The organism is Nonomuraea sp. NPDC003707 (genome assembly GCF_053587055.1).
This window is the reverse complement of the sequence record NZ_JBSFNK010000024.1, coordinates 156,150-179,152: the sequence shown is the minus strand read 5'-3', so window position 1 is coordinate 179,152 and position 23,003 is coordinate 156,150. Positions and strand designations below refer to the sequence as shown.

Sequence of the window (23,003 nt, the reverse complement as noted above, 5' to 3'; positions counted from 1 at the left end):
ACCAGTCTGATGCACTGCACCTGCCCTGACTGCCCGCTGCCGTATGCCGAGCTCACCGAAAGGAATGCCGATGCCGCCGAGCCTCACCCGACCCGGTGGTCCTCACGTGAGTACGGGCGCCGCGGAGGAGTGCCGGTCAGCCAGGCGGCGGCCGAATCGCTGCAGGGGGCGCTCGACGAATCGGTGGCTCAGCCAGCTGGCCGGGAGGAGCACACCGAGGAAGAGCACGCTGATGCCGATCTGCAGGGGCAGGGGTGACCAGCGCATCTCCCCCGCCAGTTGCATGACGACGAGCAGGATCGGCAGGTGCACCAGATAGAGGGAGTAGCTGATCGTCCCGAGCCAGGTGAGGAAGACGGGCACGCGGCGCGTGCGCCAGACCATGGCAGCGGCGAAGGTGGCGCCCGCCAGGACGATGGTCAGGCTCCACACATCAGGCTGAACCCACCACCATCCCGCGTTGATCGCCCACAGAGGCGTCGCCGTCACCAGGACGGCGGCGACGGCCACCGGCCACAGCCGGCCGTCGCCGCGCTCCCACCGGTGAATCGCCGTACCGGCGAACATGACCGCGAGGATCGCGGCGGCGAACCACGGGACGCGGCTGCTCACCAGGACCAGAGCCAGCGCCATGACGCCCAGCGCACAGGATCCAGCGGTGATCGCGCGTCCGGAGATCACACCCGCCAGACCGATGACGAACACGGCGAACGACAGCCAGGCCAGCCACCCGCCCGACAGCGACGCACCGGACAGAGTCAGGCCGGTGACGGCGCAGATCAGCCCGAACAGGACCGGGAGCAGAGCGTGGCGGTCACGCACGCCGGTCACGAACAGCGCGGCTACCAGCAGGTAGAAGACCATCTCGTACGACAACGTCCACATGGTGTTCAGCACGCCGGCCACGCCGATCGCGTCCATCAGCATCGTCGCGTGCGCGGCCACCGACGCGGCCTCCCTGGGCACCTCGTCGCGTACGGGGATCCACCACGACAGGGCCAGCACCACGGCGATGACCGCGAGGTAGAGCGGATAGAGGCGGAAGAGGCGACCGATCCAGAAGGCGCGCACGCCGCCCTGCCGCTCCAGCGATGCCGGGATGATGTACCCGCTGACCAGGAAAAAGACCAAGACGCCGTACACGCCCAGGTTGAACGAGGTGGGGCGCAACCAGGGCATGGCCCAGGTCGTCAGGTGCTCCCCCACGACCGCGAGCGCCCCGACGCCACGCAACGCGTCCAGCCACGCCAGTCGGGTAGGCGCAGTATGCGCGGCTTGAGGAGTTTTCGGAGGGGCCGTCACCATATGCCAAACGTATCGGAGCGATGATCCAACGCCACATCGCGCCGTCAAGGCCGGCGTCAGGAAGCCTTTTGTCGGAGCGGCCGGGTAGCCTGCGTCGGTGTTCATGGGCAAGAAGCAGCGAGAGCCGTTCCCGGCAGCAGCGAAGACGCTGCTCTGGATACGGGTGCTCAACCAGCTCGGCTCCTATGCCCTGGCCTTTCTCGCGGTGCTCACCGGCCCCGAGCTCGCACCCGCCGCGCTGGCCAGCTTCGGGATCGCCGCCTTGATCTCACGCTGGATGGGGGCCTTCCTCCTGGACCGCATGCCGCCACGGACGGTCCTCGGCCTGGGCCTCGGCCTGACCGGCCTGTCCTTGCTGGCCCTCGCCGCCGCCCGGACCCCGCCGCACATGCTGGGAGCGGTCGTCCTCGTGGGTCTGGCGTTCGAGCTGTACGAGCCCGCCACCCAGGAGCTCATCGCCCGCGTCGCCACCGGAGCACGGCGGCAGCAGGTGTACGCCCTGCTCGGAGTCTGCCTGTCGGCGGCAGGGGCGATGGCCGGCCTGCTCGCCGCCGTCCTGCTGCCTCTGGGCGTGCGGTGGCTGGTGATCACGGATGCGGTCACGTGCCTGGTAGCCGCCGGAGTCGCCGTGCGCTTCCTCCCACGCGGCGAGGAACGGGCCGTCGCGCCGAAACGACGCTGGCGGCCTCCCGCCCCCTTGCTCCGGCTGACCCTCGCCAGCACCGCCTTCGCGGTGGGCTGTCTGGCCGTGATGATGTTCATCCCCTTGGCCCTGCTCGAACGCGGCGCCCCTGCCTGGGCACCCGGGCTCACCCTCGCCGGCGCGGCGGTGCTCAGCCCGCTCGCGCTGTGGGCAGGCGGGCGACGGCTGGCACGCCTGGGTCACGGGATCGTGCTCGGTGGCGGCGCCGTGCTGCTCGGCCTGCTCGCCCTGACCATGGCGCTCACCGAACGGCCGGGGCTGACCGCGGCGGCCTACCTCGCGTCCACGGCCGCCAACGGACTGCTGCTCGGACGCTGGCAGACCCTCGTCGCCGACGCCGCACCCGAGCCCGAACGGCCGCGCTGGTTCGCCTTCCAGGGATCGTCCTGGGGTGTCGCCCAACCCGTCGTCCCAGGCCTGGCGGCGATGTTCGGCTCATTGGCGGGCGCCCCGGGTGCGGGCGCGTTCTGGACCGCGGCTCTGGCCTTCCTGGTGGTGCCCCTCACCCTCAGCTACTCCTGACCCAGCGCCGCCCGCACGCCCGGCTCGATCGCCGCGCGGAAGGCCGCGTCCAGTTCGGCGGGCGTAGCGGTGCTCTCGCCGTCCACCCACGCCCGCATCAGCCCCATGAACGCGCCGACCACGCACACCACCAGCAGGTCCAGCGAGGCCGACACCCGCGCGCCCGCGGCCACGAGCTCGTTCCTGACCGCGGCCGAGAGCAGTTGCTCGCCGCGCGCGTACACCTGGCCGCCGCCCCGCCGCCCCAGGAGCGCACGCACGAGCCGCCGCTGCTCCCGCACGTGCTCGAACATCGGCAGGCTGAACGCGAAGAGCTCCCCCGACCGGGCTGCCGGCACGGGATGCAGGAACGCGAGCTCGTCGAGGTTGCTGAACAGCACGTCCTGCTTGTCCGTGAAGTGCGAGTAGAACGTGGACCGGCCCACGTCCGCGCGCTCGATGATGTCGGTGACGGTCACCGCGTCATACCCCTTCTCCAGGATCAGCGCCACCAGCGCCTCCTGGACGATCCGCCGGGTACGCCGAACCCGCCTGTCTCCGGACACTTCCCCACCCTCTGTTCGGTACCGCACAACACGGCCGACCTGCTCGTTGCCCCCTCACCATTATGAACGCATCATTCATAACTGAACACCTTGTTCATCATTGGGAGGCAATGCCATGGGTCTGGGAAAGCTCCTGCACACCCACGAAGAGCACGCCGACGCCGGCGGCACCATCGACCACCCGCGCGCCTACGAGGCCCTCGTCTCGATCGGATTCCTGGGCGGCCGCCGCGCCGCCTTCACCCGCGTGGCGACAGCGGCCAGACCACGAGCAGGCGATCGCGTCCTGGACGTCGGCTGCGGCACCGGATATCTCAGCCGGATCCTCGCCCCGGTCGTCACGCCCAGCGGCCACGTCACCGGCGTGGACCCCTCCCCCGCGATGATCGACTACGCCACCCGGCACGCTTCGGCCAACTGCACCTATGTGGAAGGCGAGGGCCAGGACCTGCCGTTCCCCGACGGCTCGTTCGACCTGGTGGTCTCCAGCTTCGCCGTCCACCACATCCCCGCCGGTGCCCGGCCCGAGGCGCTGCGCCAGATGTTCCGCGTGCTGCGGCCCGGCGGCCGCCTGCTCATCGCCGAATTCCGCCCACCTGCCAACCCCCTGGCCAGACACCTCATCGGCGCCCTCAGCGGCCCCGCCATGCGGCACGACCCTCGTGACCTTCTCGGCACCATGATCCCCGACGCCGGTTTCCAGGTGGAATCAGAGGGCCGCCTGCCGTACCTCCTCTCCTACGTCCGCGCCACACGGCCATAGAACGGAGTCACCAACAGGCTCAGCGGCGTGCTGACCACGGGGAGGCCGGCCGACAGCCACCGGAAGGACCGGACGTGCGGAGCCGCGGGCTCGTTAGGGTCTGCGGTATGGCTCAGCACTGGTTCGATCCCGACCGGTCCGGCTCCACCGGCTGGGACCTGGCGGCTGTCGCGCTGTGCGTCCTGGCGTTCTGGCTGCCGATCGACAATGGTGGCCGCGCCGCCTGGGTCCACGCCGGGCTGATCGCGCTGCTGGTCGTCGGCATGCTGCTGCGCGGGCGGCGGCCGTTCGTCGCGCTGGGCGTCGTCGGCGCCGTCACCCTGGCGGGTGCCGCGTTCGGGATGACGCTGGACCCGTTCGTCGCCTCGGCGTGGGTGCTCTACCGCGTCGCCCTCAGGTACGGCACCGCCAGGTCCCTCAACACCGTGGTGGCGGCGACGGGGGTGACCATCGCGGCGGTGGCGTTCCTGGGGACCGCCGACGCGGGGAGCGCCGTGCGTTACACGATGCTGAGCCTGTTCGCGCTGGCCTCGGCCTGGGTGCTGGGCGCCACGACGCGCCGCGCGGCGCTGGAGGCCGAGCACGCGATGCTGGCCGAGCGGCGTGGGGCCGTGACGGCGGAGCGGCTGCGCGTGGTGCGGGAGGTTCACGACGTCGTCTCCCACTCGCTCGGCACGATCTCCGTCACCGCCGGGGTCGCGGCCCGCGCGGACGACATGGGGCGCATGCGCGTCAGGCTCGGCCAGATCGAGCAGGTGAGCAGGCAGGCGATGGACGAACTGCGGACGACCCTCGGCGCCGTCCGTGAGAGCGACGAGCCCGCCGAACGCCGTCCGCCGCCGGGGATCGGCGATCTGGCCGCGCTGGCGGACCGGATGCGGGAGGGCGGCGTTCCGGTGACGTTGACGGTGACGGATGCCGAGGGGGTTCCGGCGGGAGCCGGGCTGGCGGCGTACCGGATCGTCCAGGAGGGGCTGACGAACGTCGCCCGCCATGCCCCGGGCGCGCGCTGCACGGTCACGGTGAGCGGCGTGGACGGCGAGTTACGCGTCGCGGTCGTCGACGACGGCGGCGGCGCGTTCGCCGGGCGGGGTGAGCCCGGGTTCGGGCTGGTCGGGCTGCGGGAGCGGGTCGAGCTGCTCGGCGGCGACTTCACGGCGGGACGCCGGCAGGGGGCCGGGTTCGAGCTGCGCGCCGTGATCCCGATGCCGGAGGTGGCGCGTGGCTGAGCCGATCAGGGTGCTGGTCGCCGAGGACCAGGATCTGCTGCGGGCTTCGCTCGTGGAGCTCGTCGACTCCGACCCCGCGCTGACGGCGGCGGGCGAGGCGCGTGACGGCCGGGAGGCGGTCGCGGCCGCCGCACGGCTGCGCCCCCATGTGGTGCTGATGGACATCCGGATGCCGGTCATGGACGGTCTGGAGGCGACGCGAGCCATCTGCGCGGCCCGCCCGGAGGTCAAGGTCGTCATCCTGACGACGTTCGACCTGGACGAGTACGTCTTCGAGGCCCTGCGCGCCGGCGCCGGCGGCTTCCTGCTGAAGAACGCCGGCACCGACGAGATCCTCAGGGCGGTCCACACCGTTCATCACGGCAACGCGATGCTCGCCCCCGAGGTGACCAGGCGGCTGATCGCCGGCTACGCCCGCCCCCGCCCGGACGCGGCCCGCCTGGCCGGGCTGACCGAGCGCGAGCGCGACGTCGTGGCCGCGGTCGTCCAGGGGATGTCCAACGAGGAGATCGCCGCCGCCCTGTTCCTCAGCCGGGCCACCGTCAAGACGTACCTGAGCAGGCTCTTCCTCAAGCTCGGCGTGCGCGACCGCACCCAGCTCGTCATCCTGGCCTACGAGTCCGGCTTCGTGGACGGCCTGCGGTAGCTGTCAACCTTTGGCCGATGCGGCCGTCCGGCCCCGGCTGGAACGCTGCAGTCCATGATCGAAGTTGTCGGCCTCACCAAACGTCATGGCGCCCAAGTCGCCATCAGCGACGTCTCCTTCGCCGTCGCGCCCGGGCGGGTGACCGGGTTCCTCGGCCCGAACGGGGCGGGGAAGTCCTCCACGCTGCGCATCCTGCTCGGCCTCGACCGCGCCGACGCGGGCACCGCAATGATCGGCGGCCTGCCGTACCGCAAGCTGCGCGACCCGCTGCGCACGGTCGGCTCGCTGCTGGAGGGCAGCGGCGCGCACCGCTCCCGCACCGCGCGCGCCCACCTGTCCTGGGTGGCGCGCAGCAACGGCATCCCCAAGCACCGGGTGGCGCGGGCGCTGGCGGAGGTCGGGCTCGAGCACGTCGCGGGCAAGCGGGTCGGCACGTTCTCGCTGGGCATGGGGCAGCGGCTCGGGCTGGCGGCGGCGCTGCTCGGCGAACCCACGGCGCTGGTGCTCGACGAGCCGGTCAACGGCCTCGACCCCGACGGGATCCGCTGGATGCGGCGGCTGCTGAAGGAGTACGCCAAGGGCGGCGGCACGGTGCTGATCTCCAGCCACCTGATGAGCGAGATGGCCGAGGTCGCCGACGACCTCATCGTGATCAGCGCGGGGCGGACCGTCGCCTCCGGGCCGCTCGCCGAGGTCATCGCCGGGCACGCCTCGCTGGAGGAGGCGTTCTTCGCCCTGACCGATCCGGCGCACCGCTCCGGCGACGCCGAGAGCAGGTCGTGACCGTGCTGAACGCCATCGCCGCCGAGCTCAGGAAGCTCGTCCTGCTGCCCGCCGCGCTGGTCGCGACCGTGGCCGGCACCGGGCTGACGCTCATGTTCACCGCCATGGCCATGGCGAGCAGGCGCGGCAGGCTGGACGGCGGGATGCCGGAGGACGGCCGCACGCTCGACCTCGTCCTGGAGATGGCGGCCTTCGGCGTCATCAGCGTGATCGTGCTCGGGGTCGTCATCATCAGCAGCGAGTACACCTCCACCACCAAGGACGCGGGCGGCGGCAGGCAGATCGCGGTCACCCTCACCGCCACCCCTGACCGCGGCGTCCTGCTGGCGGCGAAGGCGATCGTGCTCGCCCTCGTCAGCGGAGCCCTCGCGATCGTCACGATCGGCGCCGGCATCCTGATCTCGCCGGCCCTGCTCGGCGGGCATGCCGGCTCGCCCGGCGCGGTGCTGGCGGCGCTCGGCTGGCGGCCGCTCGGGGCCGTCGTCTACTGGGTTCTCACCGCGCTGATCGCCTTCGCCGTCACGGTCATGACCCGCGCCGGCGTCGTGCCGATGGTCGTGTTCATCGTCAACACCTCGGTCGTGTCGGTCTCCTTCCTGCTGAGCAAGGTCACCTCGCTGGCGAAGTACCTTCCGGACGTGGCCGGCGCGCAGATGTTCGTCAGGAGCTACCCGGCCGAGGTCAGATTCGAGCCGGCGACCGGCGGCCTGGTCATGGCGGCGTGGGCGGCCGTGCTGCTCGCCGTGGCCGCGGGCGTGTTCGTCCGAAGGGACGCGTGACCCATGGGCCTGCGCAACACTGTCGCCGCCGAAGTGATCAAGCTCGTCACCCTCCCGGCCGCGCTCGCCGCGGTCTGCGCGACCGTCCTCGTCCCGGCCGGGCTCGCCGCCGTCATCGCCGCCGGGCCGCCGTCCGCGATGGCGTCGGCGTTCAGGAGCGTCGATTACGCCCAGGCCGGCCTGCTCGTGCTCGGTGTCCTGTCGGTCGCGTCCGAGTACGCCGGGAGCCAGATCCGTACGACCCTCACCGCCGTCCCGGGGCGGATGCCGCTCATGGTGGGCAAGCTCATCGCGTACCTGGTGGTCGCGTCCTGCACCGCCCTGCTCACGGTCACCGGCGCCGCGCTCGCCGCCCGCCTCGCCGACGGCGCCGAGGTGGACGTCGCCGGCCTGCTGCCCGCCGCCGCCTATCTGGTGCTGATCGGCCTGCTCGGGGCGGTGGCGGCGACCTTGACCAGGGAGGTCGTCGCCGCGCTCGGCGCCGCGCTCGTGCTGGTCCTGATCCTGCCGCCGGTCCTGGGCCGCGTCACCACCCTTGCCGGCTACCTGCCGAGCACGGCGGGGGCGCGGATGTACCTGCAAGGGCCAGGGCTGACGCCGGTGGAGGGCGGGCTGGTGCTGGGGGCGTGGCTGGCGGTCGGGCTGGCCGGCGCCGCGCTCGCCTTCGCCCAGCGGGACGCCTGAGGCGAGGAATCGGGCACCGGACAAGATCACGAGCAACTCGGCGGCGGCCCGGTCGTTGCGCAACTCCGTCCGCCGTCCCGACCGATACGTCCCGGGCGTCTTGTGGATACCCAGGACGTACTCGTGAACGGTGCGCGTCCTCGGCCCGGACCCGGCCCGCAGCCGGGCCATCACCGATCTGCGAAGCTCGGGCGTCCACACCTCACCCATGCCCGCCAGCACGTCGGCCCCGAACCACTGCCTACAGAGTGATCCAGTAGCGGCGCTTGACGCCCACCTCCGTGGTGCGGACATCCTCCAGGACGCCACCGTTGCGCTCGATGCTGCGCGCCGATCCGACATTGTCGTCGTCGCAGGTGACCAGGACCTGATCCATACCGAACGCACGCGCCTCGGGCAGAACCGCCCCGAGGGCCCACGTGGCCAGGCCACGCCTTCGGGCAGAGGGCCGGATGCTGTAGCCGATGTGCCCGCCGATATCGAGGAGGACGGCGTTCAGGTAGTGCCGCAGATCGATGGCTCCCAGATAGTCGTCGTCCTCGACGATCCACCAGTAGGTGGCGTGGACGCTCCCGTCTCCCAAGGCGACCGACCTGTCCGACTGCTGCCGCAGTTCCTTGACCCACGCCGAGAAGACCTCGGGGCTGTCCAACTCGGCCTCAGGTGCGAGGCGCAAGCCGGTCCCGTCCTGATGGGCGCCTGGAGGCCACTCGTCACGCGCCGCGAGCCATGAGGACTGGAGTCGACGTGTGGGTGTGATCAGTTCGGGCATGCGGGCGAGGATAGCAGCCTCTGATCAGGCATTTTGCGGTGCCCCTGGCCCGCGACGCCGCACTCTCCGCGGACCTGGCAGGGTCAGGCTTCGTAGGCGCTCGTCAGGCGTGACCGCGACGCCTCGAGGTGCGCCGTCATGGCGCTCGCCGCCGCCTCGGGATCCTTGCGGCAGATGGCGTCGAGCACCGCGCGGTGCTCATCGGCGGCGTGGGTGGCGATCCCGTGGCGGAAGTAGAGGCGGTAACCATGGGTGTGCGCGCGGAACCTGCGCAGCGTGTCGGCGATGAGCGGGCTGCGGCTGGCCTCGGCGATCGCGTTGTGAAACAGGGCGTCCAGTTCCGCGAAGCCACGGTAGGCCTCGTAGGTGTCGCCGAGCAGCGGTGACATCATCTGCTCCAGCGCCTCCCGCATGGCGGCCACCTCGACGGCCGTGGCATGCCGTGCGGCACGCGCGGCAGCGGACGGTTCGAGGAGCAGGCGAACGTCGTACAGGTCGTCGAGGGCGGCCCGGTCGAGCAGCGGAGCCACCAGATAGCCGGCGTTCGGCCGGCGGACGACGAGCCCCTCCGACTCGCAGCGCGCGAGCGCTTCGCGGACCGGCGTCTGCGACACGTCGAGTTCGCGGGAGAGCCCGTCGATCGACAGCTTCGTCCCGGGCTCCAGGTCGTGATCCATGAGCCGGGCCTTGAGCGCCTGGAAGACCGATTCGCGCACGCTGACCTTGGCCGGCTCGTCGGAGCCCGAGCCGCTGGATGCGCCTGCCACCGGCGCGGAGTCACCCATCGTCCCTCCATCTGAGACCACCGCGGACATCTTCGCCGCTCGTGGTTGACACATGCCCGAAACGCCCTGCATCCTCGTGCAAATCGTATCGTATCCGATCTGGGCAAGCTCGCCCAACGCAGAAGGATGAGCTCGTGACCATTCCCGGCTGGTTCGGTGACGCGGGTTTCGGCCTGTTCGTGCACTGGGACCATGCGAGTCAGCAAGGCGTGGAGATCGGCTGGCCCCTGGTTGGCCATTCGATCCTTCCGGGCCGGACAGAACCCGAAGCCGACATCACGATCACGCAGTACCAGTCGAGCGCGGCCACGTTCGACCCGCGGCGCTGGGACCCGCGAGCCGTGGCGCGGCTCGCCCGCGACGCGGGTGCCCGCTACGTGGTCTTCACCGTCCGCCATCACGCCGGGTACTCGATGTACCACACGAGGCAGTCGGAGTTCTCCGTCGCGGCGTCGCCGTACGGACGTGACATCACCCGGGAGTTCTTCGAAGCGCTGCGCGCCGAGGGCCTGCGCGTCGGCGTCTACTACTCGCTGCTCGACTGGAACCATCCCGACTACCCGGCGTTCACCGACGCCGATCGTCCCTACCCGCACGAACGCTACCGGCGGCCCGCGCCCGAGCAGTGGGCCCGCTATCTCGACTACGTCAAGGGGCAGCTCACCGAACTGCTCACCGAGTACGGGACCATCGACCTGCTGTGGTTCGACGGGGAGTGGGAACGCACCGCGGAGGAGTGGCACGCCGCCGAGCTGCGCGAGCTGATCAAATCCCTGCAGCCGGACGTGATCATCAATGACCGGCTGCCGGGTCAGGGCGACTACGCGACCCCCGAACAGGGCATGCCGCGCCGGCCTCCGGGCGGACCGTGGGAGCTGTGTCTCACCATGAGCGAGAGCTGGGCGTACCGGCCCGACGACCTCGACTACAAGAGCCCGCGACTGCTCGCCTCCTACCTGAGCGAGGTCGTCTCCCGGGGCGGAAACCTCCTGCTCAACATCGGTCCGCGGGGTGACGGGTCGCTGGTGCCGACCGAGGTCGCCACGCTCAAGCAGCTCGGCAGCTGGCTCGCCGGCCACGGCGAGAGCATCGTCGGGGCCGCGCCCGCGCCGGAACGCCTCGACTTCCACGGCCCGGCCACGCAGCGCGGCAACAACGTCTACCTCCACCTGCTGCTGCAGCCGCAGGAGGTGCTCATCGTCCGGAACGTTCCCATCGGCTCGGTCGTCGGCGTCCGCCTGCTCGGCACCGAGCAACAGCTGCCGTACAGCGTCAACGAGGAAGTGCACAAGGCGAACGGCGCGGACGACGAGCCGCTCGGCGAGCTGTTCATCACCGTGCCACCACCGACCGGCGCGCTCATCGATGTCATCGCCATAGAGCTGTCAGCCCCCTGGAAGGACGGGTCCCGTGCCACTCTCTAGAACTCTCAGGGCAGTCAGGCCGGTCCTCGCGGGCGTCCTGCTCGCGGCCGTCGGCGTCGCGTGCGGCACCGGCACCGGACCGGGCGGCGGCGACGGCAAGTCGCTCCGGATCCAGATCCCCACCGGACCGCTGGCGAGCGCCATGCAGCAGGTCGGCAAGGACTTCGAGAAGGCCAACCCGGGCACGGTGGTCACCTTCGAGGGCGTCGACTCCGGCAGCTCCCGCGGCCCCAACGTGGCCCTGCTCAGCTCGACCGGCACGCCGGACATCGGCTACCTGCAGCGCAGCACGGGTGTCTGGTCCGCGCTGCTGAAGAACAAGCAGCTGACCCCGCTGGACGACGTCTGGAAGGCCGCGGGCCTGGCGGACAAGTACTCCAAGAGCCAGGTCGACTACTACACGACCGACGGGCGCCACTACGGCGTCCTCTACGAGCAACTGCTCATCAACCCCGTCTACTACAACAAGGCGGCCTTCGCGAAGGCCGGCATCCCCGAGCCGGCCGACCACCAGATCGCCTCCGTCGCCGACTTCGAGTCCATGGTGGGCAAGGTCAAGGCCGCCGGTTACGAGGGATTCGGCGTGGGCGGTTCGAGCCCGTACGACCTGGGGCACACGCTGGACGCGCTGCTGCCCACCGCGGTGTCGGCCGACGACTACGCCGCCATGCTCACCAACTTCAAGCCCGGATCCCCCACGAACGTCAAGTACACCGACCCCGGCTTCGTGAAGGTGCTCCAGACGATCCAGGACTGGCAGAAGAAGGGCATCTACCAGAACGGGATGCTCGGCATGGACACCGACCAGGCCCAGGGGCTGTTCACCAGCGGGAAACTCGCGATGCTGCAGGGCGGCAACTACACCTACGCGAGCCTGAAGGAGGCCAAGCCGTCGTTCGAGATGGGCTGGTTCCTGCTGCCCCCGCTCACCCCGGGCCGGAAGACGCCGTTCAACGCCTTCAACGGTGACACCCTGGTGGTCCCGGCCAAGGCGGCGAACCCGGAGCTGGCCAAGAAGTTCCTCCAGTTCTTCATGACCGACAAGTACCAGGTCAGCGTCATCGCCGCCACCGGGTCGCTCCCGGTGTTCACCTCGATCCCCGCATCGAGCCTGTCGAACCTCGGTGACCTGGTGCAGCAGCAGTTCGAGCTGTCGCAGTCCGTCGGATTGGTCAACATCTGGGACTCGACCGTGCCCTCCACCCTCGGGCAGGCGTTCTCGGTGCCGGTGCTGCAGAAGCTCGTGGCGGACAAGCTGACCCCGCAGCAGGCGGCGCAGCAGTTCCAGTCGGCGCTGGAGGACCTGCAGTCCGGCAAGGTGTCGGGGGCGTCGGACTGATGACGGCCGACAAAGTCGTTCTGGCGACGGCCGCCACGGCGCGGCCGCCCCGCCGGAGGGCGCGGATCTTCCCGATCGCGGCGATGGCCCCGGCCCTGGTGCTGCTGCTCGCGCTCGTCGCCTACCCGATCGCCGGATCCGTGCGCATCAGCCTCGGTTCCTGGGACGGCGTCGGCGCGGTCGTCTACCACGGCCTGGACAACTACCGGCGGCTTCTGCACGATTCGCTGGTCTGGCAGTCCATCGGGACCAGCCTGCAGTTCTTCATCGGGACCGTGGTGTTCACGGTGACCTTGGGCTGTCTGCTGGCCAACGCGATCAGCCGGAAGGTCCCCGGCGCCCGGATCTTCAAGGTCGTCTGGTTCCTGCCGGTGATCATCCCGGTCAGCATCGCGGGCATCTTCTGGTCGAACGCGTTCCAGCCCACGACCGGTGTGGTGAACTCCCTGCTCGGCCTGATCGGGCTCGGAGACGGGCACGCCTGGCTGGCGTCGTCCTCGACGGCGCTGTACGCGGCGATCTTCGTCGCGGTGTGGACGCAGACCGGGTACGCGATGCTGATCCTGCTGGGCGCGATGGAGGCCATCCCCCAGGAGGTGCACGAGGCGGCCACGATCGACGGCGTCGGAGCGGCCGGACGGCTGTTCCGGATCACCTTGCCGAACATCGTGCCGATGCTGGGCACGATCACGACGTTGACCTCGGTGTTCTCGTTCAACGCGTTCGGCGTCATCTACGCGATGACCCGGGGCGGCCCTGGCAACTCCACGAGCATCCTCCCGGTGCTGGTCTACAAGCAGTCCTTCGTCGACCAGGACTACGGCTACGGCTCGGCCACCGCGGTCATCACGACCCTGATCGTCGCCGTCATCGGGATCATGGTCATGCGGACCTTCCGCCAGCAGACCCTGGACGCGCGATGACGGCGCCGCGGACCCCGAGCGGGGCACGGCCGGCCGTACGGCGACGATCTGCCTGGCGGCACGGCCCGCTCTGGTACGTCGGCTACACGCTCCTGCTGGTCTGGACGGCGATCACGGTCGTGCCGTTCGTGTCGATGCTGCTGCTGTCGCTGCACCCGACCAGCGACATCTACGCCCACCCGCTGGGGCTGGGCGGCGAGTGGGTGCTGTCGAACTACGCCGACGCCTGGCGGGGCGTGGTCGGTGGCGCGCCGCTGTCGACGTACATCATCAACAGCGTGCTGGTGGCACTCTGCAGCCTGGCCATCGGCGTGACCTGCGGCAGCCTGGCCGGCTACGGCCTGGCCCGCGCGACCAGGGGCCTGTCGAACGCGGTCAGCCGCGTCATGGTCCTCGCCCTGAGCGTCCCGCTGGTCGTCGCGCTGATCCCGACGTTCGAGCTGCTGGGCAGGTATCAGATGCTCAACAGCGTGCCGGGCATCTCGCTGGTCTACGCGGCGTTCATGACGCCCACCATCGCCCTCATCATGCGGTCGGTGTTCGCCGCCGTACCGCGGGAACTGCTCGAAGCGGCCAAGATCGACGGCTACGGGGAGCTGGCCGCGCTGCTCCGCGTGGTCCTGCCGATCAGCAAGGGCGGTTTCGTCTCGGTCACGCTGCTCGGGCTCATCTTCGTGTGGAGCGAGGTCCAGTTCGGCGTCGTCCTGCTGACCCGCCCGCAGAACCGCACGCTGTCGGTCGGCCTGCTCTCCTTCCAGGGCCAGTTCGTCAGCGACCAGGGGGCCTTCTTCGCCGGCCTCGTCATCGCGACGTTCCCGATCGTCATCCTCTTCCTGATCTTCCAGCGCTACGTCACGAGCGGCATCACCCTGGGTGCGCTCAAGTGAAGAAGGCATATGACATGACCCGAATCGAACGAATCGACGTCCAGTTGGTCGACCTGCAACCGGCGGCCGTCCGCGTCGACGCGATGCAGTCCTTCGTCAAGCAGGAGACGGTGCTGGTCACCGTGCACACCTCCGACGGGCTGTCCGGCACCGGGTACTCGTACACGATCGGGACCGGCGGGCGGGCCGTCATGTCGCTCATCGCCGACCACCTGGTCCCGGCGCTTCTGGGCCGGGACGCCCGGCCGGTGGAGGCGCTGTGGCGGCACATGCTCGACCAGACCCGCGCGACCACCGTCGGGGCCATCACCTCGCTGGCGTTCGCCGCCGTCGACACCGCGCTCTGGGACCTGCGCGGCCGGCGTACCGGTGAGTCGCTGTGGCAGATGGCAGGCGGCGCGCACGAGCGGCTGCCCGTCTACGACACCGAGGGCGGCTGGCTGCACCTGCCCGTCGAGGAACTGGTGGACGGCGCGAAGCGAGCGGCCGCGGCCGGGCTGTGCGGGGTGAAGATCAAGGTGGGCAGGCCGTCGCTCGCCGAGGACGCCGAGCGGCTCGCGGCCGTCCGCGAGGCGGTGGGACCGGGCTTCGAGGTCATGGTCGACGCCAATCAGGCGTTCACCTCCGCGGAGGCGATCCGACGCGCCCGGACCTACGAGCCGCTCGGCATCGCCTGGTTCGAGGAGCCGCTGCCGGCCGACGACCTGCACGGACACCGCAGGCTGGCCGCCTCCACCTCGGTGCCGGTGGCGGTCGGCGAATCCCTCTACTCCGTCCAGCGGTTCGGCGACTACCTGGCCGCGGGCGCGGTCGGCATCGTGCAGGTCGACGTGGCCCGCATCGGCGGGATCACCCCCTGGCTGAAGGTCGCCCACGCCGCCGAGGCGTTCAACGTCGCGGTGAGCCCGCACTTCCTCATGGAACTGCACGTCAGCCTGGCCGCCGCCGTGCCGAACGGGATGTACGTCGAGCACATCCCGCAGTTGCAGGCGATCACCCGCAGCTCTCTGGTGATCGAGGAGGGCCATGTGACACCGCCCGACATGCCCGGCATCGGGATCGACTGGAATCCCGATGCCCTCGACGACCACCGCGTCGCCTGAGCGGGACGAGGGGGTCGATGACACGGGTGGCGACCTGGGGCAGCGGAACCACCGAACGGTTCAGGGTGGGTCCGCCGAGTTGACCTCAAGTTTGGTTGAGGTAGCAGACTCGTAGACATGAGCGAAGACAGAGTGATCATTTATGAGGAGACCGGCGCCGACCCGCGGACCGACCTCATGACCATCCAGAACGAGGGCGGGCGCACGCGGGTGCGGGCCGTCGGCGAGCCAGGGCAGCTGACCGAGCTCGTGTCCCGGCTGGTCGGCGAAGGGGCGACCCAGGTCGAGCTCTGCGGCGGGTTCGGCGCGGTCTGGCACGCCGCGGCCGGCCGGGCGGCCGGTGGGAAGGTCCCCGTGGGGGCCATCTACTACGGGTTCGAGTCGCTGACCGGCGTGGCCTCGTACAAGACCCGTTTCGAGGCCGGGGAGACGCTGTCCGAGGCGTTCATCATCGTGCACGAAGGCGCCGATCCGGCGGTCGACGTGGTGGTGCACGAGAAGGATGACGGCGGCAGGACGACCTTTGTGGCGGTGCCCGACGAGACCGTCGCCGGCGAGGTGGCCGGGAAGATGGCCGGCGAGCTGCAGCTGATCGAGCTGTACGGCGGGTCCGGGCCCGAGGGTGCCGAGCCGGCCATCCGCGCCGTGGACGGCCGGGTGCCGGTCGGCGTCAGCGCGTACCGGCGTTAGAGGAGGGCGCCTGGCACCGCCGAGTACGGGGCCGGCGGGTGTTCCGGTTGAGGCCCCCGTGCCACATACCCAGATCGCCTCGATTTGCAGGGAAACCTGAAGATAGAGCTCTTCGAATGGATTGATGGCAATTTAGCAATCCCACGATATCGATCCGATCCCTTTCGTGAAATGATCGTGTTTCACGACCCTCTTTGTGCGGGTATCCCTGACTCGGCATGCCGATTCTGGCGACACGGAAAAATGCCGAATTCATCATCATTAGGGAAGCTCGGTGATTGCTCGCCTCCAGCCGACGAATTCGCGTAGGTGGTCCGGCAGACTCCGCACCGCCACCACCGCTACGAGGCCGGAAATGCTGGGGCCGGCCTTCGTCGCGGCGATCGCGTACGTCGACCCCGGGAATGTGGCCACCAACCTCGCCGCGGGCGCGACGCTGGGCTACACCCTGGTATGGGTCGTCGTGGCGGCCAGCCTCGTCGCGATCCTCGTGCAGTTCCAGGCGGCGAAACTCGGCATGGCGACCGGGAAGAACCTGCCGCAGTTGTGCCGGCAGCGGTTCACCCGGACGGGCAGCCTCATGCTGTGGTTGCAGGTCGAGGTCGTCGTGCTCGCGACCGACCTCGCGGAGTTCGTAGGCGCGGCGATCGGGATGCAACTCCTGTTCGGCATGCCGGTGGGGGTGTCGGCGGTGGCGACGGCGGCGGTGTCGCTCGCGCTGCTCGAACTGCGTCGCAAGGACCGCACCCGCCCGTTCGAACTCATGAGCGCCGCGGCTCTCCTGTTCGTCGGCGCAGGCATCGGGTACGACATCATCGTCACGGGAAACCAGTCCGCGAGCGGACTCGCCACCGGGCTGATCCCGAGCCTAGGAGGTGAGGGAGCGCTGCTCCTGGCCATGGGCATCGTCGGCGCCACGGTCATGCCCCACGCGGTCTACCTGCACTCGGCGCTGGTGCAGGGACGCGGCATGACGACCGCTGCCGCCCGCTCGCAGCCGGACCTCGTCCGCCGGATCCTGCGCCTGGACTGCTCACTGGCCCTGGGCGTCGCCACGATCATCAACGTGTCGATGATCGCCCTCGGCGCCGGGCTCGGCGCCGAGACCGGCGGTGCGTGGGCCGGCGACCTGCCGGCCGCCCATGCGGAACTGGGCGCCCGGATAGGCGGAGCCGCCGCCCTCGCCTTCGCCATCGCGCTCCTGTCGTCCGGGATCTCCTCCTCCGGGATCGGAACGCTCGCAGGCGACATCGTGATGCAGGGCTTCCTGGGCCGGCGGGTGCCCGTGCACGTGCGCCGGATCGTGACCATGACGCCGGCCGTCCTCGCGCTGTTCTCCGGCGCGCCGCTGACCGACCTGCTGGTTCTCAGCCAGGTGGTCATCTCCCTCGGCGTGCCGGTGGTGCTGTTCCTGCTCGTCCGTTTCTGCCGCGATCGGTCGCTGATGGGTCCGCTCGTCAACGCCCCGCACACGACCTGGATCGCAGGCACCGCCGCGGCGATCGTCGCTCTTCTCGGCTGTTCGCTGCCGGTTCTCCTGCTGTTCTGACCTGTGAACGGGGTCTTTCGATGCACGACCACACCGGGCCCGACGAGGACCGCACCCCACCCGAGACGGTGATTCCGATTTCCCTGGCCAGAATTCGGGTCAAGTTCTTCGTCTTCGCCGGGCTGGCCGTCGGCTGTGCGATTTACGGTGCGACCGTATGGCTCACCCTCACGCTGCTGCTCACGTGTGCCGCGATTCTGCTCGCCGTGGCGATCATAGGAGGGAAGGAGCTGGTCCGTTCCCTTTTCTTCATGCCGCCGAAACGAGACTGGCGATGAGAGCCGCCGGCCGTCATTGCCTCACAGGATCGCTGGGGTTGGCCCGGGCGACGATGAGCGGGTCTATCGGTGTGAAGGGGAATTGCGGAAGCTCACGCTCGGGAATGCCGAAACTCGCGGCGAGGACTTCGCGGGAGAACGCCGACGCGGTGGCCCGATAGCCGATGTCGCCGGGCATGGGCTGATCGAAGAAGATGAGGAAGTGGATGTCCTCGTCGCCGATGACCTCGATATGGTGCGGGAAGGCTCGCGGCACGAAGTACAGGTCGCCGGGGCCGAGCAGATACTCGTCGAGGGTGTTGTCGGGGTCCAGGACGCGCATGCGCGCGTGACCTTTCTCGACGTATCCCATCTCGGCGGTGACCGGATGCCAGTGCGGTTCGCGCATCCCGCTCTCCCTGATGCGCAGGGAGTACATGGAGATGTCCTCCAGGGCGGCCCAATACTGCTTACGGGCCAGGCGGGCGTCACCGTAGGCGTAGGACAGCGGCGCGTGCTGGCCTTCTGCGTCGAACAGGTGAGCATTGGGCAGCCCGGCCGTGGACGGGACGTCGGCGGCACCGGCACGGCGGACGATCTGCTGAGCCGGAGACCGCTCGAAGGCGTTGAACGCCGATGAGGGCAGGTCATAGGTGTTGCCGAGCACCGCATCGGTCATGGCGTTGAAGCTGTCGTGCAGCGAGAAATGCTGCGGGCGCTCGTTGCGCAGTGCGAGGAGGAACTCGGCGCGCTCGGCACCGATGTTCTCGATGTGGTAAACGGCGCCGGACTCGACGTGATACATCTGACCGGCGCTGACGATGAACGAGGAGAAGGCGTCGGCGTTGCCGAGGATCGACACCAGGACCGTGCCGGAAAGGCAGTAGCCGAGCTGGTTGGCGTTGACATTCCACTGCGGCTCGCGGATCGCGCCGGGTTCGAGGACGACGCGCTTGAGCGAGAGCCGGTTGAGGATCGGCAGCACGGTGGCGTCGACCATGGTGACCGAGCCGAGCTCGTTCTCGAATGCGGGTGACACGGTCGCCAAGGAGGTGATGTGCGGCGATGCGTACGTCATGGCTTTCCCTTCGTTGCCGCAACCCGCACGCTCAAGGTCGAATGCGTGCCACCGCGAGAATGTCGCCCCGGGTCGCGTGGCGCGTCCACGCCGGTGGTCTATGAGTTGGCCTTCGCCCGCTCCCGTTTTCCAAGGTTAAGCATGAAGTGTCCGCTGCAGCGGATTGTGATGCAGCGTGTCGCCCGTTCGACCACGTTGTGTGACTGGCCGAAAGGCATGGCTCTGCGATTCACGCCGGCAGTACCGTGCCCAGGCCCAGCACCGCGCAGATGGCCAGGATGCGCAGCATCGGCCACTTGAGAGCGAACGTCATGACCAGCGCGGCCGCTGTGATCGCCAGGGCGATCGGGCTCACCGTCCCCAGCTCGGGCAGTTGGACGTTGAACGGCCCCCAGACCCAGGTGAAGGTCCTGCCGAACAGGGTGTGCTGGGCGAAGTAGAGGGCCAGGTTGGCGATGACGCCGACGACCGCCGCGGTGATGCCGGTGAGCGCGGCGCTGATGGCGGCGTTGTGGCGCAGCCGTTCCACGTACGGGGCGCCGAGGAAGATGAACAGGAAGCACGGCACGAACGTGACCCAGGTGGTCAGCAGCGCCCCCAGCAGCGCGCCGCCCCACGGCGACAACGCCCCGGGATCCCGGTACGCGCCGAGGAACGCCACGAACTGCACCACCATGATCAGCGGTCCCGGCGTGGTCTCGGCCATGGCCAGGCCGCGGACCATCTCGCCCGGGGCCAGCCAGGCGTAGGTCTCCACGGCCCGCTGCGCCACGAAGGCCAGCACCGCGTACGCACCGCCGAAGGTGATCAGCGCGGTGCCGGAGAAGAACAGGCCCTGGGTGGTGAAGACGCTGTCGGTGCCGGTGAGCAGCGCGACCGCCGCCACGGGCAGCCACCAGGCCACCAGCCCGACGGCGAGGATCCTGCCCGCGGAGCGCCGGCTTGGCTGCGCGTGGTGCAGGGCGTCGTCGGAGATCAGCGGAGCCGGTCCCCCGTCGCCGCCATGTCCCCCACGGCTCTGGAAGATCTGAGGGGCCGGCTTGTGAGCGGTCCAGCCGATGAGCGCGGCGACCACGATGACGACGGGGAAGGGCACGCCGAACAGCGCCAGCGCGGCGAAGGCGGCCACCGCGACGGCGACGAACGCCGGATGGGTGAGCGAGCGCCTGGCGACGCGGATGACGGCGATCTGCCCGGCCGGGCCGCCGAACGTCTGCAACGAGATCAGGAACCAGGCACGTACGGCCTGCCGAAACGGGATCAGGTCGTGTGTCGCTTCGGTGGTCATGGCGACCTCATCAGGGAGAAGGCTGATCGGCGGGCAGACGGACGGATCGGAAGATCCGCCATAAGGTCAGGTCGTAGCCGGTCTTGGCGACTCCGGCGATCAGGAAGGGCAACGCCAACCCGAGCGGGAACAGCAGGCCGGCAAGTGCCGGACCGACGGGCCGGGTGAGGTAGCGGGCGGTGTTGGTGACACCCGCCGCCGCGGTCCGCTCCTCCGCCGGGACGAGCGCCATCACGTACGCCTGCCGGGTGGGCACGTCCATCTGCGACAGGCAGGCCCGGGCCAGCAGCAGTGCGATCGCGACAGGCAGGACAGGCGCGAACGGGACCGCGGCCAGCAGCAGGTTGGCCGGCAGGTGCGTGAACACCATCGTGCGCAGCAATCCGATGCGCCCCGCCACCAACGGCGCGGCCAGCAGGGACGCGGTCTGCAACACGCCGAGCGCGGCGAAGGTGATCCCGATCGTCTGCGTGGTGGCGCCGTAGCTGACGCTGAGCCAGTACCCGAGGTACGCCTGCACCACGAACCCACCGGCCAGGCTGTCCACCGCGAACAGCGCGGCCAGCCGGGCCACCGGCCCACGGGAACGAGCGAGCAACCGCGGACGTGGCAGACCGGGCAGCGTCACCGGCGCCTCGACGCTCGCGGGCAGCCGCGCCGCCAGCACCGCGCCGACGGCCCCTGCCATGATCAGCACACCGCCGAGCAGCCGGCGGTCCGCCGGAAGCGCGCCGAGGAGCGCACCCAGCGTCCCGGCGACCGCCGCGATCGCGTTGTAGAGCCCGAACCCGCGGACGACCTCGCGTTGCGGGCGCCCCGTGCTGGCCAGCATGACCTGCTCCAGCGTGGTGAACGGCCCGGACTCGATCACCTCGACCGACAGTGCGCCCGTCATGGCCACCACGGCCAGCAGCCATATGGGCGCCCCGACCGCGATGACGATCCCGCAACAGGCCAGCGCGCCGTACAGAGCCGCGTACGCCCGGCGGCGGCCGACACGATCACCCCAGCGCGCCAGGACGAGGCTGGAGACGAACGTGCCGACCAGGATCGCCGCCAGCATCAGCCCGACCTCGGCCGGCGACAACCCGTCGGCTCGCAGGATCACACCGAGCTGGACCGCCGCGACGCCGTACCCCAGGCCGCGTAGCGCCTGGGCGGCAAGCAGGATGCCGACGACATTCCGGATCATGCCGGCTCGCGTCCCAGCAGCATCGAGCGCCGGTAGAACTCGTACAGCCCGTCGAAGAGCGGGCCCGTGAGCTCGAGAACCCGCCGATCGTCGCAGGTCATCGACAGCCCACGGAGGATCACGTCCAGACCGGCGGCCTCGGGCGCGTCATAGCGCTCATCGTCGATATCGGCCTCATGCACGATCTCGGCCAGCTTCCACAGCACCGGATCGTCGAGGTCGTAACGGCGCAGGATCGTCTCGAAGCTGCAGTCGCCGCCGTGGTGCGACAACTCCACGCCGCGCATGTCGAACGGCGTGGCATCGGCGAGGACCTCGGCCGGAACATCGACGAACACGAACTCCGCCTCGGCATCGAGCCGACGGCGGATCAGCCAGGCACACGCCGCCCGGTCGATGTGCACCCCGGCACGCGTGGCCCACCTCATCCGGCGCTCTCCATCTCTCGGGCCAGAGCGCGCACGGCCCGCTGCGCGGTCTCGCGCTCGGCGGGCGGGAAGTAGTCGCGGCGGCCGATCCTGCGCAGCTCGGCCTGCAACCGCTTGACCGCCCGGCTGCGCTCTCCGGGCCGCGCGTGCGCGGCGGCCTCGGCGTGCGCGATCACCTCGCGATATTCGGCCGTCCGCGCCCGGCGCATGTCCACGGCGATGGCCTTCTCCTGCGCCGCGTTGCCCGGGGCGGCCAGCCAGATGGTCGAGCTGCCGCCCAGCTCGCCGATCTCCTCGGCGAGCCACTCCAGGTGCTCGCGGGTACGGGCGTCGGCGGGCAACGCCACCAGCCCGTCGCCCAGCCGCGCCACGCCGAGCCGGTCCAGCTTGCGCCAGATCGTGATCCGCAACGTCGAGGGCTGGCGCGGGATGCGGTACGCCAGCAGCACCCACTGCCCCACCGTCTCCGCCATCCGGCCTCCCTTGCTGCAACCACAGTTACAGTAACCATGGTTGCACTGATGAGTCCAGGCAGAAGGCGTCAGAGATCGAGTCGGCGGCCCTTGAACTGCGGGTGCCTGGTTTCCCAATATCGCCAGCCTTCGACCCTGGCGGGCACGTTGGCGATTCCGGAATCGATCTGGACGTGGCGGCACGTGCCGAGGACGGACCAGGCGGACCATCCGATGCGGTAACCGGCGACGCGGTACCAGATGTTGCCGTACATGCCCTTGCTGACCTCCCGTTTGTATTCGTGTCCGGCGAAGACCTTGTACTCCTCCCGGAGATGGGGAAGCCCCACCCGCTGCAATCCGCGGACCAGGTCGCCAATGCTGATCGCGGCGGGCCTGATGTCGAAGGTCTCAATGGACGCGCGCACTTGGTGCTCCCTCGTGACCGAGACCCTCATCTTGCCGCCGGGGCCATCGATGTAGCGGGTGCGGGGAACGGTGAAGTTCCTCGGTGAAAGCCAATCGGCCTTGAAGATGGTGCGCGGAGAGCACCGACTGTGGCCGACGCTGTCCGCGCGCGCGGTGAGGGGCAAGGCAGCGACCATGACCATCGAAAGGCAGCCGCTCATGGTCGACATGGTCGTTCTCTGGGTCGCGTGACGTACCCCTGGCCTGGCGAGAGCGGCTACGGCTGCTGTTCGGGGAATTCGCGTGAACATATACCGTTCCTTCAGAAATACGAACCCTGACCGCTACTGTCCGGCAGCCGAAAGCAGCGCTCATCGCCCGCTGAGCGAACCGAGGAGACTCGTACGATGCTTACAGCCGCCGCGAGCCGGTCCATGACGCCACGCCGCGCTCGAATCCCCTACAGGAA

At 69.8% G+C, this 23,003-nt stretch carries 25 protein-coding genes; 15 read left to right on the top strand and 10 right to left on the bottom strand.

The window, feature by feature from the left end; all coding sequences use genetic code 11:
* Positions 1-102: 102 nt before the first annotated feature.
* Positions 103-1,233, bottom strand: coding sequence for an acyltransferase family protein (locus ACWDRB_RS44245; RefSeq protein WP_449904527.1), 1,131 nt, complete (start codon positions 1,231-1,233; stop codon positions 103-105).
* Between the two features lie 175 nt (positions 1,234-1,408).
* On the opposite strand from ACWDRB_RS44245, the gene ACWDRB_RS44240 reads away from it, so the two are divergent.
* Positions 1,409-2,530, top strand: a complete 1,122-nt coding sequence (locus ACWDRB_RS44240; RefSeq protein ID WP_449904573.1) for an MFS transporter — start codon at positions 1,409-1,411, stop codon at positions 2,528-2,530.
* Here ACWDRB_RS44240 and ACWDRB_RS44235 read toward each other — a convergent pair.
* Positions 2,521-3,075: a TetR/AcrR family transcriptional regulator gene (locus ACWDRB_RS44235; protein ID WP_449904525.1), complete on the bottom strand. Its 555-nt coding sequence runs from the start codon at positions 3,073-3,075 to the stop codon at positions 2,521-2,523. The genes ACWDRB_RS44240 and ACWDRB_RS44235 overlap by 10 nt on opposite strands.
* A 115-nt stretch (positions 3,076-3,190) precedes the next feature.
* On the opposite strand from ACWDRB_RS44235, the gene ACWDRB_RS44230 reads away from it, so the two are divergent.
* The 6 genes from ACWDRB_RS44230 to ACWDRB_RS44205 all read left to right on the top strand — a co-directional run bounded on the left by ACWDRB_RS44230 (position 3,191) and on the right by ACWDRB_RS44205 (position 7,959).
* A complete protein-coding gene (locus tag ACWDRB_RS44230) occupies positions 3,191-3,838 on the top strand; it encodes a class I SAM-dependent methyltransferase (RefSeq protein ID WP_449904523.1) in 648 nt (215 codons plus the stop codon).
* Positions 3,839-3,945: 107 nt separating this feature from the next.
* Positions 3,946-5,067 carry a sensor histidine kinase gene (locus ACWDRB_RS44225; RefSeq protein WP_449904521.1) on the top strand — a complete coding sequence of 374 codons (1,122 nt, stop codon included), beginning with the start codon at positions 3,946-3,948 and terminating at the stop codon, positions 5,065-5,067.
* On the top strand, positions 5,060-5,713 hold the full coding sequence (locus ACWDRB_RS44220; RefSeq protein WP_449904518.1) for a response regulator: 654 nt from the start codon (positions 5,060-5,062) through the stop codon (positions 5,711-5,713). The genes ACWDRB_RS44225 and ACWDRB_RS44220 overlap by 8 nt, the downstream gene beginning before the upstream one ends.
* 54 nt (positions 5,714-5,767) lie before the next feature.
* Entirely contained in the window at positions 5,768-6,496 is a 729-nt protein-coding gene (locus ACWDRB_RS44215; RefSeq protein WP_449904516.1) for an ABC transporter ATP-binding protein, read from the top strand.
* Positions 6,493-7,275, top strand: a complete 783-nt coding sequence (locus ACWDRB_RS44210) for an ABC transporter permease (RefSeq protein WP_449904514.1) — start codon at positions 6,493-6,495, stop codon at positions 7,273-7,275. Before ACWDRB_RS44215 ends, ACWDRB_RS44210 begins: the two co-directional genes overlap by 4 nt.
* 3 nt (positions 7,276-7,278) lie before the next feature.
* Complete coding sequence (locus ACWDRB_RS44205; protein ID WP_449904512.1) at positions 7,279-7,959, top strand: ABC transporter permease; 681 nt, start codon at positions 7,279-7,281, stop codon at positions 7,957-7,959.
* Between the two features lie 241 nt (positions 7,960-8,200).
* On the opposite strand, the gene ACWDRB_RS44200 is transcribed toward ACWDRB_RS44205, so the two are convergent.
* Both ACWDRB_RS44200 and ACWDRB_RS44195 read right to left on the bottom strand, forming a co-directional pair.
* Positions 8,201-8,731 carry a GNAT family N-acetyltransferase gene (locus ACWDRB_RS44200; RefSeq protein ID WP_449904509.1) on the bottom strand — a complete coding sequence of 177 codons (531 nt, stop codon included), beginning with the start codon at positions 8,729-8,731 and terminating at the stop codon, positions 8,201-8,203.
* An 83-nt stretch (positions 8,732-8,814) separates the two neighbouring features.
* Entirely contained in the window at positions 8,815-9,516 is a 702-nt protein-coding gene (locus ACWDRB_RS44195; RefSeq protein ID WP_449904507.1) for a GntR family transcriptional regulator, read from the bottom strand.
* 134 nt (positions 9,517-9,650) lie between these two features.
* Here ACWDRB_RS44195 and ACWDRB_RS44190 point away from each other — a divergent pair, with 134 nt between their 5' ends.
* From ACWDRB_RS44190 to ACWDRB_RS44155, 8 genes are all read left to right on the top strand, one after another.
* On the top strand, positions 9,651-10,940 hold the full coding sequence (locus ACWDRB_RS44190; protein ID WP_449904504.1) for an alpha-L-fucosidase: 1,290 nt from the start codon (positions 9,651-9,653) through the stop codon (positions 10,938-10,940).
* On the top strand, positions 10,927-12,279 hold the full coding sequence (locus ACWDRB_RS44185) for an ABC transporter substrate-binding protein (protein ID WP_449904501.1): 1,353 nt from the start codon (positions 10,927-10,929) through the stop codon (positions 12,277-12,279). The genes ACWDRB_RS44190 and ACWDRB_RS44185 overlap by 14 nt, the downstream gene beginning before the upstream one ends.
* A complete protein-coding gene (locus ACWDRB_RS44180; RefSeq protein WP_449904499.1) occupies positions 12,279-13,202 on the top strand; it encodes a carbohydrate ABC transporter permease in 924 nt (307 codons plus the stop codon). Before ACWDRB_RS44185 ends, ACWDRB_RS44180 begins: the two co-directional genes overlap by 1 nt.
* Positions 13,199-14,089, top strand: a complete 891-nt coding sequence (locus tag ACWDRB_RS44175) for a carbohydrate ABC transporter permease (RefSeq protein WP_350737077.1) — start codon at positions 13,199-13,201, stop codon at positions 14,087-14,089. Before ACWDRB_RS44180 ends, ACWDRB_RS44175 begins: the two co-directional genes overlap by 4 nt.
* Before the next feature lie 14 nt (positions 14,090-14,103).
* Entirely contained in the window at positions 14,104-15,192 is a 1,089-nt protein-coding gene (locus ACWDRB_RS44170; RefSeq protein ID WP_449904497.1) for a mandelate racemase/muconate lactonizing enzyme family protein, read from the top strand.
* 117 nt (positions 15,193-15,309) lie between these two features.
* A complete protein-coding gene (locus ACWDRB_RS44165; RefSeq protein ID WP_449904495.1) occupies positions 15,310-15,882 on the top strand; it encodes a DUF6506 family protein in 573 nt (190 codons plus the stop codon).
* A 355-nt stretch (positions 15,883-16,237) separates the two neighbouring features.
* Complete coding sequence (locus tag ACWDRB_RS44160; RefSeq protein ID WP_449904493.1) at positions 16,238-17,431, top strand: Nramp family divalent metal transporter; 1,194 nt, start codon at positions 16,238-16,240, stop codon at positions 17,429-17,431.
* Positions 17,432-17,451: 20 nt separating this feature from the next.
* On the top strand, positions 17,452-17,709 hold the full coding sequence (locus ACWDRB_RS44155; RefSeq protein ID WP_449904491.1) for a hypothetical protein: 258 nt from the start codon (positions 17,452-17,454) through the stop codon (positions 17,707-17,709).
* 13 nt (positions 17,710-17,722) lie between these two features.
* Here ACWDRB_RS44155 and ACWDRB_RS44150 read toward each other — a convergent pair whose 3' ends face one another.
* From ACWDRB_RS44150 to ACWDRB_RS44125, 6 genes are all read right to left on the bottom strand, one after another.
* Complete coding sequence (locus ACWDRB_RS44150; protein WP_449904488.1) at positions 17,723-18,766, bottom strand: cupin domain-containing protein; 1,044 nt, start codon at positions 18,764-18,766, stop codon at positions 17,723-17,725.
* Positions 18,767-18,995: 229 nt separating this feature from the next.
* A complete protein-coding gene (locus ACWDRB_RS44145) occupies positions 18,996-20,054 on the bottom strand; it encodes a chromate transporter (protein WP_449904486.1) in 1,059 nt (352 codons plus the stop codon).
* 10 nt (positions 20,055-20,064) lie between these two features.
* Positions 20,065-21,246: an MFS transporter gene (locus ACWDRB_RS44140; RefSeq protein WP_449904484.1), complete on the bottom strand. Its 1,182-nt coding sequence runs from the start codon at positions 21,244-21,246 to the stop codon at positions 20,065-20,067.
* Positions 21,243-21,674, bottom strand: a complete 432-nt coding sequence (locus tag ACWDRB_RS44135) for a chromate resistance protein ChrB domain-containing protein (protein ID WP_449904480.1) — start codon at positions 21,672-21,674, stop codon at positions 21,243-21,245. The genes ACWDRB_RS44140 and ACWDRB_RS44135 overlap by 4 nt, the downstream gene beginning before the upstream one ends.
* Entirely contained in the window at positions 21,671-22,147 is a 477-nt protein-coding gene (locus tag ACWDRB_RS44130; RefSeq protein ID WP_350737102.1) for a Chromate resistance protein ChrB, read from the bottom strand. Before ACWDRB_RS44130 ends, ACWDRB_RS44135 begins: the two co-directional genes overlap by 4 nt.
* Positions 22,148-22,215: 68 nt before the next feature.
* On the bottom strand, positions 22,216-22,764 hold the full coding sequence (locus tag ACWDRB_RS44125; protein WP_449904477.1) for a hypothetical protein: 549 nt from the start codon (positions 22,762-22,764) through the stop codon (positions 22,216-22,218).
* Positions 22,765-23,003: the final 239 nt, after the last annotated feature.